12 protein-coding genes are annotated in these 15690 nt (G+C 65.5%); 7 read left to right on the top strand and 5 right to left on the bottom strand.

The features are described from left to right. Nucleotides 1–199: 199 nt before the first annotated feature. Nucleotides 200–805 (top strand): ferritin-like domain-containing protein, encoded by a 606-nt coding sequence (locus N5B55_RS11330; RefSeq protein ID WP_065859904.1) that lies wholly within the window; start codon nucleotides 200–202, stop codon nucleotides 803–805. A 32-nt stretch (nucleotides 806–837) separates the two neighbouring features. Here N5B55_RS11330 and N5B55_RS11325 read toward each other — a convergent pair whose 3' ends face one another. Next, the gene (locus N5B55_RS11325) at nucleotides 838–1722 is read right to left on the bottom strand and encodes a LysR family transcriptional regulator (RefSeq protein ID WP_304538225.1); all 885 of its coding nucleotides are present in this window, start codon (nucleotides 1720–1722) and stop codon (nucleotides 838–840) included. Nucleotides 1723–1847: 125 nt separating this feature from the next. Between N5B55_RS11325 and N5B55_RS11320 the strand changes: the two genes are divergently transcribed. After that, nucleotides 1848–3275, top strand: a complete 1428-nt coding sequence (locus tag N5B55_RS11320) for an MFS transporter (RefSeq protein ID WP_304538224.1) — start codon at nucleotides 1848–1850, stop codon at nucleotides 3273–3275. Here N5B55_RS11320 and ppc read toward each other — a convergent pair whose 3' ends face one another. Further along, nucleotides 3276–6284, bottom strand: coding sequence for a phosphoenolpyruvate carboxylase (gene ppc, locus N5B55_RS11315; RefSeq protein WP_304538223.1), 3009 nt, complete (start codon nucleotides 6282–6284; stop codon nucleotides 3276–3278). Nucleotides 6285–6393: 109 nt separating this feature from the next. Here ppc and hemC point away from each other — a divergent pair, with 109 nt between their 5' ends. Genes hemC through N5B55_RS11300 form a run of 3 tightly spaced genes read left to right on the top strand, consistent with a single transcriptional unit; the run spans nucleotide 6394 to nucleotide 10747 of the window. Further along, nucleotides 6394–7410, top strand: a complete 1017-nt coding sequence (gene hemC, locus N5B55_RS11310) for a hydroxymethylbilane synthase (protein WP_304538222.1) — start codon at nucleotides 6394–6396, stop codon at nucleotides 7408–7410. 14 nt (nucleotides 7411–7424) lie between these two features. Continuing rightward, nucleotides 7425–9551: a fused uroporphyrinogen-III synthase HemD/membrane protein HemX gene (hemDX, locus tag N5B55_RS11305; RefSeq protein ID WP_304538221.1), complete on the top strand. Its 2127-nt coding sequence runs from the start codon at nucleotides 7425–7427 to the stop codon at nucleotides 9549–9551. A gap of 2 nt (nucleotides 9552–9553) precedes the next feature. Then, entirely contained in the window at nucleotides 9554–10747 is a 1194-nt protein-coding gene (locus N5B55_RS11300; protein WP_012762542.1) for a heme biosynthesis protein HemY, read from the top strand. Between the two features lie 47 nt (nucleotides 10748–10794). On the opposite strand, the gene N5B55_RS11295 is transcribed toward N5B55_RS11300, so the two are convergent. The 3 genes from N5B55_RS11295 to N5B55_RS11285 all read right to left on the bottom strand — a co-directional run bounded on the left by N5B55_RS11295 (nucleotide 10795) and on the right by N5B55_RS11285 (nucleotide 14486). Beyond that, nucleotides 10795–12129 carry an MFS transporter gene (locus N5B55_RS11295; RefSeq protein WP_065859899.1) on the bottom strand — a complete coding sequence of 445 codons (1335 nt, stop codon included), beginning with the start codon at nucleotides 12127–12129 and terminating at the stop codon, nucleotides 10795–10797. A gap of 122 nt (nucleotides 12130–12251) precedes the next feature. Further along, entirely contained in the window at nucleotides 12252–13010 is a 759-nt protein-coding gene (locus tag N5B55_RS11290) for an SDR family oxidoreductase (protein WP_304538220.1), read from the bottom strand. 39 nt (nucleotides 13011–13049) lie between these two features. Further along, complete coding sequence (locus N5B55_RS11285) at nucleotides 13050–14486, bottom strand: aldehyde dehydrogenase family protein (RefSeq protein WP_065859897.1); 1437 nt, start codon at nucleotides 14484–14486, stop codon at nucleotides 13050–13052. Between the two features lie 168 nt (nucleotides 14487–14654). Here N5B55_RS11285 and ppa point away from each other — a divergent pair, with 168 nt between their 5' ends. Beyond that, nucleotides 14655–15182 (top strand): inorganic diphosphatase, encoded by a 528-nt coding sequence (ppa, locus tag N5B55_RS11280; protein WP_012762538.1) that lies wholly within the window; start codon nucleotides 14655–14657, stop codon nucleotides 15180–15182. A gap of 345 nt (nucleotides 15183–15527) precedes the next feature. Beyond that, entirely contained in the window at nucleotides 15528–15674 is a 147-nt protein-coding gene (locus N5B55_RS11275) for a hypothetical protein (RefSeq protein WP_253912974.1), read from the top strand. Nucleotides 15675–15690 lie beyond the last annotated feature (16 nt).

The following is a 15690-nucleotide window of genomic DNA, read 5'->3' as shown; positions in this document are numbered from 1 at the left end:
GTTTTCTGTGAACGGTTTTGCCCAAAGTGTAGGTAGAAACCGTGCTCGTGGGTGAATTCACGTGAAAGGCGCTGAGGTTTTTTTGCATCCAGTTGGGTACGCCCTTCGTACAAGCGATCAGGCGCTCGATAAACGCCCGCGATTCGCACTTCGTACCGCACGGGTCGCGCTTCCTTCCCACAATGCAAGGAGATCGACGATGGATACGACCCAAGAGACGGATCAATTGGCGACCGACAGCACGCGCATCGACGCGCGCCGCCGCGTGCTGCTGCGCGCCCCGGGGCTGATGGCGCTGGGTTCGATGGCGGCGGTGTCGCTGGGGCAATCGATGCCGGCCTGGGCGCAGACGCAATCGGGCAGCGTGAAAGACGACGTCAACATCCTGAACGTGGCGCTGGGGCTTGAGTATCAGGCCATCGCCGCCTATCAGGTGGGCGCGGAAAGCGGCCTGTTGCAAAAGCCCGTGCTCGCAACGGCGGTGAAGTTCCAGGGCCAACACAAGGCGCATGCGGCAGTGCTGTCGGGCGCAATCTCCAAGCTGGGCGGCACGCCGGTCATGGAGAAGACGGTGGCGGAATACAACTTTCCGGTCAGCCAGTTGAAGTCGCAGGCCGACGTGCTGCGTTTTGCCGCGGGCCTGGAGAAGGGCGCTGCTTCAGCCTACCTAGGGGTGATACCGAGTTTCTACACGCGCGACCTCGCCAAGGCCGCCGCCAGCATCCTGGGCGACGAGACGATGCATTGGGCGGTGCTGCTCTCGGCGCTGGGTGAAGACCCGGTGCCGGTGGCGTTCATCAGCTAAGCGGTTTGTTGGGCCGCCACACCGGCCGCTCGTTACGGTGTGGCGGTTTTTTTTGCCGCGTCGAACGCTTCGACGATGCAATCGAGCAAGGCACGTACGCGTGCGGTCTTGTGCAGATCGGCGTGCGTCACGAGCCAGACGTCCTGCATGCTACGGCGGTTGGGCAACACACGCACAAGTTGCGGATAAGCCTGCGCACGCCTGCACACCAGTTCCGTCATCCCAATGCCGGCGGCCACCGCTTCGCACAGCGCCAGCGCCGAATTGCTTTGCAAGACGACGCGTCCGCGCGTGATGGGCTCCCCGCAGAGGTCTTCCCACATCCACGGCACCTCGTTGCGCGGATAGAGCACGAGATCGTGCCCCGCAAAGGCCGTCCCTTCCTCCGGCTCGCCACGTGCGGCCACGTAGCTGCGGCTCGCATAGATACCGGTTTCCATTTGGCCGATGCGCCGCGCAATGAGGTCCGGCGAATCGGGCCGCAGCGTGCGCACGGCCACGTCGGCCTCGCGCTTGGTGAGGTTGGCAATGCTCTTGGACGCCATGCAAACGACGTCGATGCCCGGATGCCGCTGCCGCAGCTGCGCGATGGCCGGCAGCACAAACGTGGCGGCCATGGTGTCGGTCGTGGCCACGCGGATCGTGCCGGCAAGTTGGTCGTCGATGCCGGCAACGCGGCGCTCAATGGTGTGCGCTGCCTGCTCCATCGCTTCTGCCGGGCCGATCAGCGCTTCTCCTGCCGGGGTGAGCACCAGCGCGCTCGACGTCCGCAAGAAGAGCTTGGCTGACAGCTCGTCTTCCAGCGCCGCGATGCGGCGGCCCACCGTGGCCTGATCGACGCCCAGACGCTGCGCCGCACCGCGCAGCGTGCCGGTGCGCGCCACGGCCAGGAAAAAGCGTCCGTTGTCCCAGTTCACGTCTGGCTCCGAATAATCGTAGATGAGTGATGCAGATTTGCAGCGACGGAATGCAGAAACACTGCTTTTTTGCATGCATTCCCGAGCCTACACTTCGCTGCATGAAATTGCCAAACGGTTCCGCCATGTCTTCGTGTCACGCCAACACCATTGATACCGCTGCCCCGGCTCGCTTGCAGCCCGATCTCAGCCGTTGGCGCCGCAACGCTACGCTGGGCATTCTCACGTCGGGCGTGTTCATGGCGGTGCTCGACACCACCGTGGTCAACGTGGCGCTCATCGCCATGCGCGACAGCCTGCACAGCAGCGTCGCAGAACTTGCCTGGATTGTTGACGCTTACACGCTGGCGTTTGCCGCTTTCATCCTCACGGGCGGTTTGCTGAGCGATCGCATTGGCGCGCGCACCGTGTTCATGGCGGGAATGGCGGTCTTCATTGTTGCGTCGGCCGGTTGTGGAGTGGCGCCTTCCGTGGCCACGCTGATTGCCGCGCGCATCCTGCAGGGCGTGGGCGCGGCGATGTTCCTGCCGAGTTCGCTGTCGCTGATCCGCAGCACATTTCAAGATCCGCGCGAGCGCGCATGGGCCATCGGCCTGTGGGGCGCCATTGTCGCGACTGCCGCAGCCGTGGGCCCGGCGGTGGGCGGCGTGCTGGTCGACACATACGGCTGGCGCAGCGCTTTCCTGATCAACGTGCCGCTGGGCGTGGTCGGCATGCTGGGCACGTGGATGATCGTGCGCAACGACCCGCCGGCACGGGCGAAGCCGTTCGACTGGGCGGGGCAGGTGACGAGCGCGGTGATGCTCGCAGCGCTATGTTTCGCTGCGATTGAGTGGCCGGTGCGCGGCGCGCAATCGCCGTGGGTGTGGGGTGCCGCGATGCTGACGGTGGCGGCCGGTGCGCTGTTCGTCATGGCCGAACGCCGTGCGCGGGCGCCGCTCGTGCCGCTGGCATGGCTGGGGCATCGCACGCTGGGCGCGGTCAACGGCGTGGGGTTCCTACTGAATTTCGGCTATTACGGTGCCCTGTTCGTGCTGAGCCTGCATTTGCAGAACGTCGAACATCTCAGCGCACGCCAGACGGGCCTCGTCATGTTGCCGATGGCGATCAGCCTGTCGGCGGGCAATATCTTCGCGGGCAAGTTGATGGCGCATTTTTCTACGCCGACGATGATGCTCAGCGGCCTCGTGATCGGCGCATCGGGTTTGCTGGCCACGTCGGCCGCGCTGACAGGGCAGGTGCACCTCTGGGTGGTGAGTGCAGCGATGGTGGCGTACGGCGGCGGTACCGCGCTGGCGATTGCGCCGATGACCTCGACGATCCTGTCTGCGGCGCCGGGCGAGCTGGCCGGCACGGCGTCGGGCTTGCTCAACGCCGCGCGGCAGACGGGCAGTTTGCTGGGCGTGGCAGCGGCGGGCGCCGTCGTGACGGTGGTGCCCGCGCTGGCGCACGCCTCGCCGATGGTGTTTGGCCTGATGACGCTGTCGTACGCCGGCGCGATGGCGATGGCGTGGATCAGCCGACGCCCGGCCGCCACCGCGCTGGCTGCCTGATCAGCCGCTGTTGCGAAGGCCCGCGGCAATCCCGTTGATCGACAGATGAATGCCGCGCCGCACGCGTGCATCGTCGCTGCCGGCCTTGCCCGAGCGGAAGCGCTTGAGCAGTTCGACCTGCAAATGGTTCAGCGGGTCGAGGTACGGGAAGCGGTTCTTGATGGAGCGCGCCAGCAGCGGGTTGTCGGCCAGGCGCTCCGACTGTCCCGTGATGGCGGCCAGCATCTGCTCGGTCAACGTGAACTCCGCAGAGATGCGCGAGAACACCGCGTTGCGCAGCTTGCGGTCGTCGCACAACTGGGCGTAGCGCGACGCCACGTTCAGGTCGGCCTTGGACAGCACCATGTCCATGTTCGACAGCAGGTTCGCAAAGAACGGCCACTGCTTGTGCATGCGCTTGAGCGTGGTCAGGCGCGCAGCACGGGCTTTGGCGTTGCCCGCATCGTCGAGCCAGCGCTGCACCGCGCTGCCAAAGCCGAACCAGCCCGGCAGCAGCAGACGGCACTGGCCCCATGAGAAGCCCCACGGAATGGCACGCAGGTCTTCGATGCGGCGGTGTTTCTTATCCATCAGCTTGCGCGAGGCCGGGCGCGAACCCAGGTTCAGGTCGGCAATTTCGGTGATCGGCGTGGTGGCGAAGAAATAGTCCTTGAAGCCGGGCGTTTCGTAGACGAGGTTGCGGTACGCGGCAAAGGCGTTGTCCGACAGCGCCTGCATGGCTGCTTCGAACTCTTCAAGACCCTTCGGGCGGTTGCGCGTCGGCAGCAGCGTGGCTTCCAGCGTGGCCGCGACGATGGTCTCCAGGTTGCGCCGGCCAATCTCTGGATTGGCGAACTTGCTGGAGATGATTTCGCCCTGCTCGGTCAGGCGGATCTGCCCGTTCACCGTGCCCGGCGGCTGCGACAGGATGGCCTGGTAGGTCGGACCGCCGCCACGCCCGACCGTGCCGCCGCGGCCGTGGAACAGGCGCAGACGCACGCCCTTGCGCTGGAACAGCTCCACCAGCGCCAGTTCGGCCTTGTAGAGCTCCCAGTTAGAAGTGAGGAAGCCGCCGTCCTTGTTGGAATCCGAATAGCCGAGCATGACTTCCTGCTCGTTGCCTTGCGCGGCCAGTACGGCATCGAAGCCGGGCAGAGCGAGCAGGTCGCCCATGATTTCCGGGGCGTTGCGCAAGTCTTCGATGGTTTCGAACAGTGGGATCACCATGACGTCCAGCGCGGCACTGCCGCTGCCATTGGCGCCCGTGCGGAACATGCCGGCTTCCTTCTGCAGCAACATCACTTCGAGCAAGTCGGACAGCGTCTCGGTGTGCGAAATGATGTAGTTGCGCACGATGCGATTGCCGTAGCGGGCGCGCACCTCACGGGCAGCGCGGAAGATGTCGATCTCCGACGTGGTCTGCTGGCTGTAGGCATGGAACGGCAGCGTCAGCACGCGCGGCTGTTGCAGCTCGCGCAACAGCAGCGTGCGCTTGTCGGCCTCGGACAGCGCCGCATAGGCGCCTTCTACACCGGCCACTTTCAGCAGCTCGGCGACGGTCGCTTCGTGCACGTCCGACACTTGCCGCAGGTCGATCGACGACAGGTGGAAGCCGAACACATCGATCGCGCGCGCCAGCGATGCCAGTCGCGCATCGGCCAGCACTTCGCCGTGGTGCGCCGCCAATGAATCGATCACGATCTGGATGTCGGCGCGCAGTTCTTCTGCGTTGCTGTAAGCCGGAGCGGGCCCGACGGCGTGGCGGCCGGCGTCTTCACCGGTCAGCTCACGGCAGGTGGCGGCCAGTCGAGCATAGACGCCGATCAGCGCACGGCGGTATGGTTCGTCCGCGCGATGTTCGGAGTGGTCTGGCGAGCGCTCGGCCAGCGCCTGCAGTTCCGCGCTCACATCCACCAGCGAAGTCGACATCGACAGCTCCGCACCGAGCGCGTGGATCTCTTCCAGGTACCACGCCAGGATCACGCTCGCCTGCTTTTGTGCGGCGTCGCGCAACGTCGTCGCCGTGACAAAAGGATTGCCGTCGCGGTCGCCGCCGATCCACGAGCCCATCTGGAAGAAGGGCGGCAGCGGGGCCGGCTCGCCACGTGCGCCACGACGCGGGAATACCGTCGCGATGTCTTCTTCCAGCTCACGGTACAGCGCCGGGATTTCGCGCAGGAAGGTGGTCTGGTAGTACGACAGCGCGTTCTCGATCTCGTCGGCCACCATCAGGCGCGTGGTGCGCAGCATGCGCGTTTGCCACAGCTTGGTGACGTGGGCGCGCAGCAACGCGGTGTTGCGCTCGCGTTCGCGGGTGGTCAGCGGTGCGTCGCGTTCGGCCAGCAAGCGCGCGATTTCGCGTTGCGCATCGAGCGTGCTCTTGCGCTGCACCTCGGTCGGGTGCGCGGTCAGCACCGGCACGATCAGCGCGGATTCGAAGAATCGACGCAGCACATCGCCCGACAGGCCCTCATCTGCGGCAGAGAGGAGCGCGCGCATCAGGCTGCCCGGCTGCGGCGGCGATCCGGCCAGCGCATGCACGCGGCGGCGGCGATTGTGATGCTGATCTTCAGCGATGTTCGCCAGATGCGAGAAGTAGCTGAAGGCGCGCACCACCGATGTGGTTTGGTCACGCGAGAGCTTTTTCAGCAGCCGGTCGAGATCCTGCTCGGCCTGGCGGTCGCCGTCGCGGCGGAAGCGCACAGCGGTCTGGCGGATGGTCTCGACCGTTTCGAAGACGGTGCCGCCTTCTTGGTCACGCAGCACGTCGCCCAGCAGGCGCCCGAGGAAGCGGATGTCTTCCTTCAGCGGCTGATCCTTGGCCGCGGCGCTGCCCGACGAGCGCCGGGAAGTGGGGCCGAGTGATGCGCCATTGGCTCCGTCCGCGCCATTGGCCTTGGCCCCGGGTTTCGCGGCGGGCTTGGCAGATTTGATGGCCTTGGGGGTCTCGCTGGTCTTGGGGGGGGCGGCGGAAGCCTTGCGGGCGGTGGTCGCGCGCGAGGAAGCGCGGCGCGCGGCGGGCTGCGTCATGGTGTCTCCTAGGTTGGGTGCTCGAAGGTGCCTGAAGGGCCCTCGTTTCTGTATCACTTCAACGTGATAGCCGGACTGTCGCGAAAAAGCTGCGTGCTAACATTGCCGCATGTCTTCCAACGCCCGCCCGACTCCCGTCGAATCCCAGCTTGCAACGACTCCTGCAGCCCAGGCGCCGACCAAGCTGGTCATCGCCTCGCGCGAAAGCCGGCTCGCCCTCTGGCAAGCCGAACACGTGCGTGCTGCATTGCAAAAATACTATCCCGCGTGCGACGTGTCCATCCTTGGAATGACCACGCGCGGCGACCAGATTCTCGACCGCTCCCTCGCCAAGGTGGGGGGAAAAGGTTTGTTCGTGAAGGAATTGGAAGTCGCGCTGGCCGAAGGGCGTGCCGATCTGGCCGTGCATTCGCTCAAGGATGTGCCGATGCAATTGCCGGAAGGCTTTGCGCTATCCACCATTCTCGAACGCGAAGACCCGCGCGATGCCTTTGTTTCCAACGATTACGCCGATCTGGCCTCGCTGCCGGCCGGCGCCGTCGTCGGTACGTCCAGCCTGCGCCGCGAGGCCTCGCTGCGGGCGCGGTTTCCGCATCTGGTCATCCAGCCGCTGCGCGGCAACCTCGATACGCGTCTCGGCAAGCTCGACCGTGGGGACTACGCCGCCATCATCCTGGCCGCCGCCGGGCTCAAGCGCCTTGGGCTGGCTGATCGCATCCGCTCGATCATCGCGCCAGAAGAATCGCTACCGGCAGCAGGGCAAGGCGCGCTCGGCATAGAAATTCGCGCGGATCGTGAAGACGTGCGCGCGTGCCTCGCGCCGCTGCACGATGCGCCGACAGCGCTGGCTGTAACCGCCGAGCGCGCCGTTTCCCGCATTCTGGGCGGTTCATGCCAGGTGCCGCTGGCCGCGTTCGCGCAGTGGTCGGACGCCGGCACGCTGCGCCTGCGAGCCTTTGTCGCTTCGCAGAATGGCAGCCGCAAACTTGCTGCCGATGGCGAGGACAAGCCGTCCACGCTGGCCGATGCCGACGCACTGGGTGTGCGCGTCGCGCAGCAGATGCTGGCAGGCGGCGCACGCGACATCCTCGCCATGCTGGGCGCCGACGCGCCACCCGCTACCTAACCGCACGGCCCGCCATGGACGACCACTTGCCACCGCGCTTGTCACCATCGTCGCCCGCATCCAGCTCGCCGCCTGTTCAACCGGCACCCCCGCCCGTGGTCGTTGTCACGCGGCCGCGTGCACAGGCGCCCATGCTGGTGGCGGCGCTTGAGCGCCACGGCCTGCGCACGCACCAGTTTCCGCTGCTCGACATTGCGCCGACGCCCAATCTCGACGACTTGCGTGCCGCGCTGGCTGATCCTTCGCGCTATGCGCTCGTCGTGTTCGTGAGTCCTAACGCCGTGCAGCAGGCATTTGCCGCCATGCCCGAGGGGTTCCGCTGGCCGCAGGATGTGCCGGTGGCGGTGGTGGGCCCCGCGAGCGCACAGGCGCTTGCCACGCACGGCGTCGCACCGCCCGCGCACCGCGTGATCAAGCCCGACACGCATGCCGACGATGCACGCCAGGATTCAGAGGCGTTGTACGCGCGGTTGGACGTGCCTTCGCTCAGTGGCCGTGAAGTGTTGATCGTGCGCGGCAACGGTGGCCGTGAATGGCTGGCTGACCAACTGCGCGAAGCCGGTGCATCGGTCCGCACGGTGGAAGCCTATCGGCGCAGCGTGCCGGTACCCGATGCCGCCGCGTGGCTCGCGTTGCGAGCCGTGCTGTCGGCCCGCCACGCCTGGACGCTCACCAGTTCAGAAGCGGTCCGCAATCTCGATGAACTGGCCCGCGCCAATTTGTCTCCTGCGGATCTGGATACGCTGCATGGCGCGCCCTGCTTTGCTTCGCATGCCCGTATCGTCGAGCAGGCCGAATCGCTGGGCTTTCGCGACGTGACGCTAACCGGCGCCGGTGACGACCGCCTGCTTGCCAGCGTGCTGGCCTGGGCCGGTCCTGTTGCGTCGCCCGAGCATGCCCCGCCAACGGTGCCGGCTGAACCAAACCTGTCTACTTCTTCTTCCACTGTGACGCAGACTCCCGTTCCCTCGTCCGCTCCGGCTTCGACATCTGCACCGGAATCCGCGCCGGCTGCGGCCACGCCCAGTCCGGCTCCTGCGCCAGCAGCATCGCCGGCGGCGTTTGCACCGACCATGACGGTCAACCATGCGCCAGCCCGTGGCGGCTGGTTGATTTGGGTGGTGCTGGTGGCCGTCGTGGCGGCGGTTGCCGCGCTGCAGGTGCGCAATGAGCGCCTCGCGCGCGAGATCCGCCAACACGCCCAAACCAACGAGGCTCTGGCGCAGGAGATGCGCGTGCTGTCGCGTGCGGATCAGGATTCGGTTTCCCAACTGCAGCAGAAGTTCGGCGCACTGGATGCCCGCACTGCGGAAACGCGCGATCGCCAGGCCGCCCTCGAGCAGGCCAACCAAGACCTTCTGCGCAACCGCGATGACTGGCAGCGCGCCGAGATCCAGCGTTCTTTGGAAGTCACCGCCGAACAGCTGCAACTGACGGGCAACGTTGCTGGAGCTTTAGCCGCACTGCAAACGGTCGACGCTCGCCTGGCCACGCTCGACAAACCGCAGTTCAATGCCGTGCGCAGGGCGGTATCGCGCGATATGGCCAAGCTCAAATCGATGCCGTCCTTTGATCTGGCCGGCGCTGCGCTGCGGTTGGATGACGCCATCAACGCGGTCGATACGCTGCCGCTCCTTTCGTCGGCGCAGCCGCTGGAGGGGGAGCAGGCGGCGCAGGCGCCGCATGGTGCTGCGAAATCACCCAAGAATGCCAAGGCGCAGGCTGCATCGGCTCCGGTCGCATCGACGCCGGCAAGCGCCGGGTGGTCGGCAGGCGTGCGTGCCTGGTGGGGCCGCTTGTGGAACGACGTGCGCGGCGAGCTCGGCCAGATTGTGCAGGTTCGCCGCGTTGATCAGACGGAGGCGCTGCTGTTGTCGTCCGATCAAGCGTGGTTCCTGCGCGAAAACCTCAAGCTGCGCCTGATGAATGCGCGCCTGGCGTTGCTCTCGCGCAATGACGCCGTGTTCCGTGCCGATCTCGGTCGCGCCGACACGCTGCTCGCACGCTACTTCGATACGCAATCTTCGCGCGTGACCACGGTGCAGAATCAGCTCTCGCAAGTGCGCGCGATGGTTGGCACGCTGCAAGTGCCGACGCTGGCCGACAGCCTTGCCGCCGTGCGCGGTTCGGGCAAGGAGTGAGCATGCGCTGGGTATTCTGGGTCGCGCTCCTGTTTGCCGCCGCCGTCGGGTTGGCGCTGTTTACGGAACTCAATCTGAGCAACGTCGTGCTGTTCTATCCGCCTTACCGGGTGGAGATGTCGCTGAACTTCGTGCTGGCTGCGCTGCTGGCGACCTTCGTGGTGCTGCATCTTGTGATGCGCCTTTTCCACCATGTGGCCGGGATGCCAGCGCGTGCCGCGGCGTATCGCGAGCGCAACCGCATTCTGAAGGCTTCGGCGGCGCTGCGCGAAGCGATGGAAAGCCTGTTTGCCGGCCGCTTCGGCCATGCGGAACGCCAGGCGCGCGAAGCCCAGGCCTGGGAGCCGCAGCGCGAAACGGCCGCACTGATCGGGGCACGCGCCGCACACCGCATGCAGGAAACCGAGCGCCGCGACGCTTGGATGGCCGAAGTCGCCTCGCCTGATCGTGAGCAGGCGAAGCTGGTGTCGATGGCGGAACTGCTGGTCGATGCGCGCGATGCGGAAGGTGCGCTGGAAAAAATCGCGCAATTGCAATCACAGGGCTCGCGGCAAATTCAGGCGCAGCGCATTGCGTTGCGCGCGCATCAGCATCTGAAGAACTGGGGCGAGGTGCTGCGCCTCACGCGCGCGCTGGAAAAGCGTAACGCCATCCATTCGGTGCTGGCCGCGCGCCTCAAGCAGATGGCCTGTGAAACGCTGCTGGCCGAGCGCCGGCACGATGCCGATGCCCTCAACAGCTTCTGGCGCGAACTCACTCCGGAGGAGCGCCGCTCACCGCGCATCGCTTCGCAGGCGGCGCTGTACTTTGCGCAGCTGGGTCGCACCGATGATGCGAAACGCATCGTCGAAGACGGCCTGAAGGCGCATTGGGATGGTCGCCTGATCCGCCGCTATGCGGATTGTGCAGTGCCCGGCAAGGCGTTGCCGCTGATCCAGCAAGCCGAGAAATGGCTCGGCCAGCATCCGGTGGATGCCGATCTGTTCTACACGCTCGGCATGCTGTGCTTCAAGGAGCAGCTCTGGGGCAAGGCGCAGTCGAGCCTGGAATCGGCGTTGAAGTATGCCGATGCAGACCATTCAGGCAACCTGCGCGCCCATGCGCATCTGGCACTGGCGCAGATGTTCGAGCAGACGGAGCGGATGGAAGAGGCCCAGCGACACTACCGGCAAAGCGCCTTGCTTGCCGTGAAATGACAAAGGCCGGGATGACCCCGGCCTTTTTTTCTTGCTGATCACGACGCCTATTTGTTCACCATCCGTGCCGGCACGGAAAGCGTGAGGATCGCACCGAGCACCATCGACGCGGCCAGCATGTACATGCCCGAATCGGTGCTCTGCGTGGCGTCTTTCAGCCAGCCGACGGCGTAGGGGCTCAGGAAGCCCGCGAGATTGCCCAGCGAATTGATCAGCGCAATGCCGGCGGCCGCGCCGGTCCCCGCCAGGAATGCGGTCGGCAGGCTCCAGAACAGCGGCAACGTGGTCAGGATGCCCATGGTGCCGAGTGTGAGCGCCGCCATGGCCAGCGTGGTGTCGGTGTGCCAGACGGCCGACAGCACGAGCCCGACCGCGCCCACCACTGCAGGAATTGCGATGTGCCAGCGGCGCTCGCGCAGGCGGTCGGCGCTGCGGGCCACCAAGACCATCGCGACCACGGCCGCGCCGTACGGAATCGCCGTCAGCAAGCCCACTGAGAACGGATCGGCAACGCCGGTCTGCTTGATCAGCGTCGGCAGCCAGAAGCTCACGCCATACAGGCCCATCACGAAGGTGAAGTAAATCAGGCTCATCAGCCATACGCGCGGGCTCGCCAGGACGGTGCCGATGGGCGGGTCTTCCTTGTCGGCGTCTTCCGCGGCGATGTTGCGGGCGAGCAGGGCCTTCTCTTCGTCGGTCAGCCACTTTGCGTGGTTGATACGGTCGTCCAGATACGCCAGCACGAAGATGCCCACGATGATCGACGGAATCCCTTCGATCAGGAACATCCACTGCCAGCCGGCCAGGCCGTAGACACCGGCAAACGCCTTCATCGCCCAGCCCGAGATGGGGCCGCCGATCACGCCAGAGAGCGCGATCGCCGTCATGAAGAACGTGGTGGTGCGCCCGCGCCGCTGCGCGGGATACCAGTACGTCAGGTACAGGATGATGCCCGGGAAGAAACCGGCTTCCGCCAGGCCGAGCAGGAAGCGCATCACGTAGAACATGGCCGGCGTGGTCACGAACATCATGGCTGCCGAGATGACGCCCCACGAGATCATGATCCGCGCAATCCAGATGCGCGCGCCCACGCGATGCAGGATCACGTTGCTTGGCACTTCAAAGAGGAAGTAGCCGATGAAGAAGATGCCGGCGCCGAGGCCGTAGATGGTCTCGCTGAACTTGAGGTCGTTGAGCATCTGCAGCTTGGCAAAGCCAACGTTGACGCGATCGAGGTACGCGACCACGTAGCACAGCAGCAGGAACGGAACGAGGCGCCACGTCACCTTGCGGTAAGTGGCTTCTTCAAATGCGCTTGTGGACTGGGGCGGCAGCGTGCCTGCGCCGCCGACCGGTGAGGTGGGTGGGGTGGTGGTGGCCATCGGGTCTCCGGAGTTATTGTGAGTTCAGGCCGAGTGCTCCTCGTTACCTACCCCGGCCTGGAAAACCGCCACAGCATTCTGCGCTTCTCGGGCGGGCGCGCCAATACGCTCGCCGGCAGGGTTTATACGCAGCGCCCGCCGTCCACTTCCAGGCACGCGCCGGTAATGAACTCGGCCTCATCCGACGCCAGGTACAGGCATGCGTTGGCCACATCCTGCGGCGTCGAGAGCCGCCCCATCGGGATCGTCGCCAGGAAGCGCGCACGGTTCTCGGGGGTGTCGGGTACGCCCATGAACTGCTCGATGAGGCCCGTGGCGCCCATCACCGGGTTCACGCAGTTCACGCGGATCTTGTCCGGGCCCAGCTCGGCCGCCATCGCCTTGCTGGCTGTGATGACGGCGCCTTTGCTGGCGTTGTACCAGACGAGCCCTGGCCGCGGCCGGATGCCCGCCGTGGACGCCACGTTGACGAACACGCCGCCGCCGCGCTCCCGGAAGTGCGGGACGATGTGACGCGCCGTCCAGTAAATGCTCTTCACGTTGACGGCCATCACGCGGTCGAACTCGTCTTCGGTAATCTGCAGCAGGGGCTTGTTCTTGTGCGTGGTGCCGGCGTTGTTCACGACGATGTCCAGACCGCCATAGCGCGCCAGCGTGGCGCCCAGCAGCTTGGCAACGGAATCGCCATTCGAGACGTCGGCCTGCACGAAATGCGCATCGCCGCCGGCCACGCGGATGGCGCTGGCCACGCGTTCACCGGCCTCCGCATTCAGGTCATTGACGACGACGCGCGCGCCCTCGCGGGCAAAGGTGTTGGCAATGCCTTCTCCGAAACCCGAACCCGCGCCCGTAACGATGGCGATCTTGCCGGCAAGCCGCATGGTGTCTCCTCGTGTTGTGGGTGGATGCTGCCTTGCACTTCAACCGTGGCGGATGGCGATGGTCTTGAGCGTGGTGAAGCCGTAGAGCGCTTCAAAGCCCTTTTCGCGCCCATGGCCCGATTGGCCTGTTCCGCCGAAGGGCAGTTCAACGCCACCGCCCGCGCCGTAATTGTTGATGAAGACCTGGCCGGCCCTGAGCTTGCGCGCAAGGCGCATCTGCCGGCCACCATCGTTCGTCCACACGCCGGCCACCAGGCCGTACGGTGTGCCGTTGGCCAGCGCCAGAGCTTCGGCTTCGGTGTCGAACGGCATGGCGGCCAGGAGCGGGCCGAACACCTCCTGCTGTGCCAGGCGGTGCGTGTGCGGCACATCGCGCAGCAGCATCGGCGCCTGGTAGTAGCCGGTTTCGGGCGCCTCGGCCACCACCTGGCCCTGCGCCATCACGGGGATGTTGGCGTGCTGCGCATCGGAGACGAAATCCCACACGCGCTGCTGCTGCTTGGGGTTGATGAGCGGGCCGCAATCCAGATCCAGTGACGACGGGCCGACCCGGATTGATTCAAACACCATGGCCAACCGGTCCAGCGTTGCCTCGTACACGCTGCGCTCGATCAGCACGCGGCTGCCGGCGGAGCAGGTCTGCCCCGCATTCTGGATGATGCCGTTCACCACAGCCGGAATGGCGGCTTCCAGATCGGCGTCGGCAAACACGATCTGTGGAGATTTGCCGCCCAGCTCAAGCGTGACCGGCACGTGGTTCTCAGCGGCCGCACGCACAATCGCCTTGCCCGTTTCCGGCGACCCGGTGAACGACACATGGTTGATCCCGGGATGCGCCGCCAGCGCCGCACCGGCTTCGTGGCCGTAGCCGGTCACGATGTTGAGTGCGCCATCGGGCAGACCCGCCTCGGCAGCGAGCTCGGCCATGCGCAGGACCGACAGGCACGCGTCTTCCGCCGGCTTGACCACGCACGCGTTGCCCGCCGCCAATGCTGCGCCCACGCTGCGCCCGAAGATCTGCATCGGGTAGTTCCACGGGATGATGTGCGCCGTCACACCATGCGGCTCGCGCACGGTGAACACGGTGGTGTCGGCCGGATAGGGGATGGTCTGCCCGTGCAGTTTGTCGGCCGCTCCGGCGTAGAACTCGAAGTAGCGGGCCACGGCGCGGGCATCGGCGCGCGCCTGGCGCATGGGCTTGCCGGTGTCACGGGCTTCCAGGCGGGCCAGTTCTTCTTCGTGATCGGCCAGGCGCAAGGCTACGCGCATGAGTACGCGGCCGCGCTCGGCCGGTGCCAACTGGCCCCACACGCCCTCGAACGCACGCCGCGCAGCGTGCACGGCCACGTTGATGTCGGTGGCATTGCCGCGGGCAATCTCGGCAAAGGCTTGGCCGTCGGACGGATCGAACACCTTGATGCGCATCCCCGAATCGGGCGACATCAGACGGTTGGCGATGAAGTGCTGGGCATGCATGGGGGGATCCTGCAAAGATCGGCAACGTGCAATTTTCGCACGGGTGTGGCGCGGGCAGGGCGAGCGGCCGGATGTGAAAGGCTATAATTCCCGCCGACAGTTTTCTACGCTTCCTTCTAACCACTTGCGTCGCGTCTTTACGCACTTCGCGCACTCCGGAGCATTTCCATGAGCTTCAACAACGTCTCGCCGGGCAAGGACATCCCCAACGACTTCAACGTCATCATCGAGATCCCGGCGCAGAGCGACCCGGTCAAGTACGAAGCCGACAAGGAAACCGGCCTGCTGTTCGTGGACCGCTTCGTTGGCACCGGCATGCGCTACCCGGCCAACTACGGCTTCATCCCGCAGACGCTGTCGGGCGACGGTGACCCGGTCGACGTGCTGGTCGTCACGCCGTTCCCGCTCATCCACGGGTGCGTGGTGCGCTGCCGTGCGCTGGGCATGCTGAAGATGACGGACGAATCGGGCGTGGACGCGAAGCTGGTTGCCGTGCCTGTCAACAAGCTCAGCCCGGCCACCGCCCACATGACCGATCTGTCGGACATCGGCCAGAACCTGCTGGACCAGATCAAGCACTTCTTCGAGCACTACAAGGCGCTGGAAGCCGGCAAGTGGGTCAAGGTCGAAGGCTGGGGCGGCATTGAAGAAGCCCACAAGGAAATCGTCGACGGCGTCGCCAACTATAAGAAGTAAGCACTTTCACGATTTCGCTGTACGGCGTGTCTGACAAATCCCGGCCTTTGGATGGAGCGCCGGGATTTTTTCTTTGCAGAGCCGCTGTCCGCCTTGCGTGCGGCCATTCGGTAATTCGCGTCAGATCGCCATCTTTGCCCAGCGGCGGTGTTGTATGCGTTTCACGAATATTTTGCTGAATTGCGCATACTTACCGCCCGGTAGTTCTGCTACACAGAGATTTAAGAAACGCTCATTTGCCCACCGGAAACGACCCCTCTAGACTCCCCGTCAAGTTTGACTCCAACCCTTGGTACTGCGATGTTGAACAAGACCGTTGTCGTTCCCGTGCTTTCCGCGGCAGCCATGGCTGCATTCACCGTGTGGGCATTGCTGGTGGGGCCGCCGGACGCAGCGCACGCTGGCGAGCGTGCCGTCGCACCGGCCACAGTGGCTGTCGATGCGAATGCACCACACTGCGTAATCGCCCAACAGAAGCCCGCCGCGCACTAAGCTTCACCTCCGCGTC

This window comes from Ralstonia pickettii (genome assembly GCF_030582395.1).
Lineage (GTDB): Bacteria > Pseudomonadota > Gammaproteobacteria > Burkholderiales > Burkholderiaceae > Ralstonia > Ralstonia pickettii_D.
The sequence above is the reverse complement of the archived record's forward strand: the minus strand, read 5'-3'. Positions and strand labels throughout refer to the sequence as shown.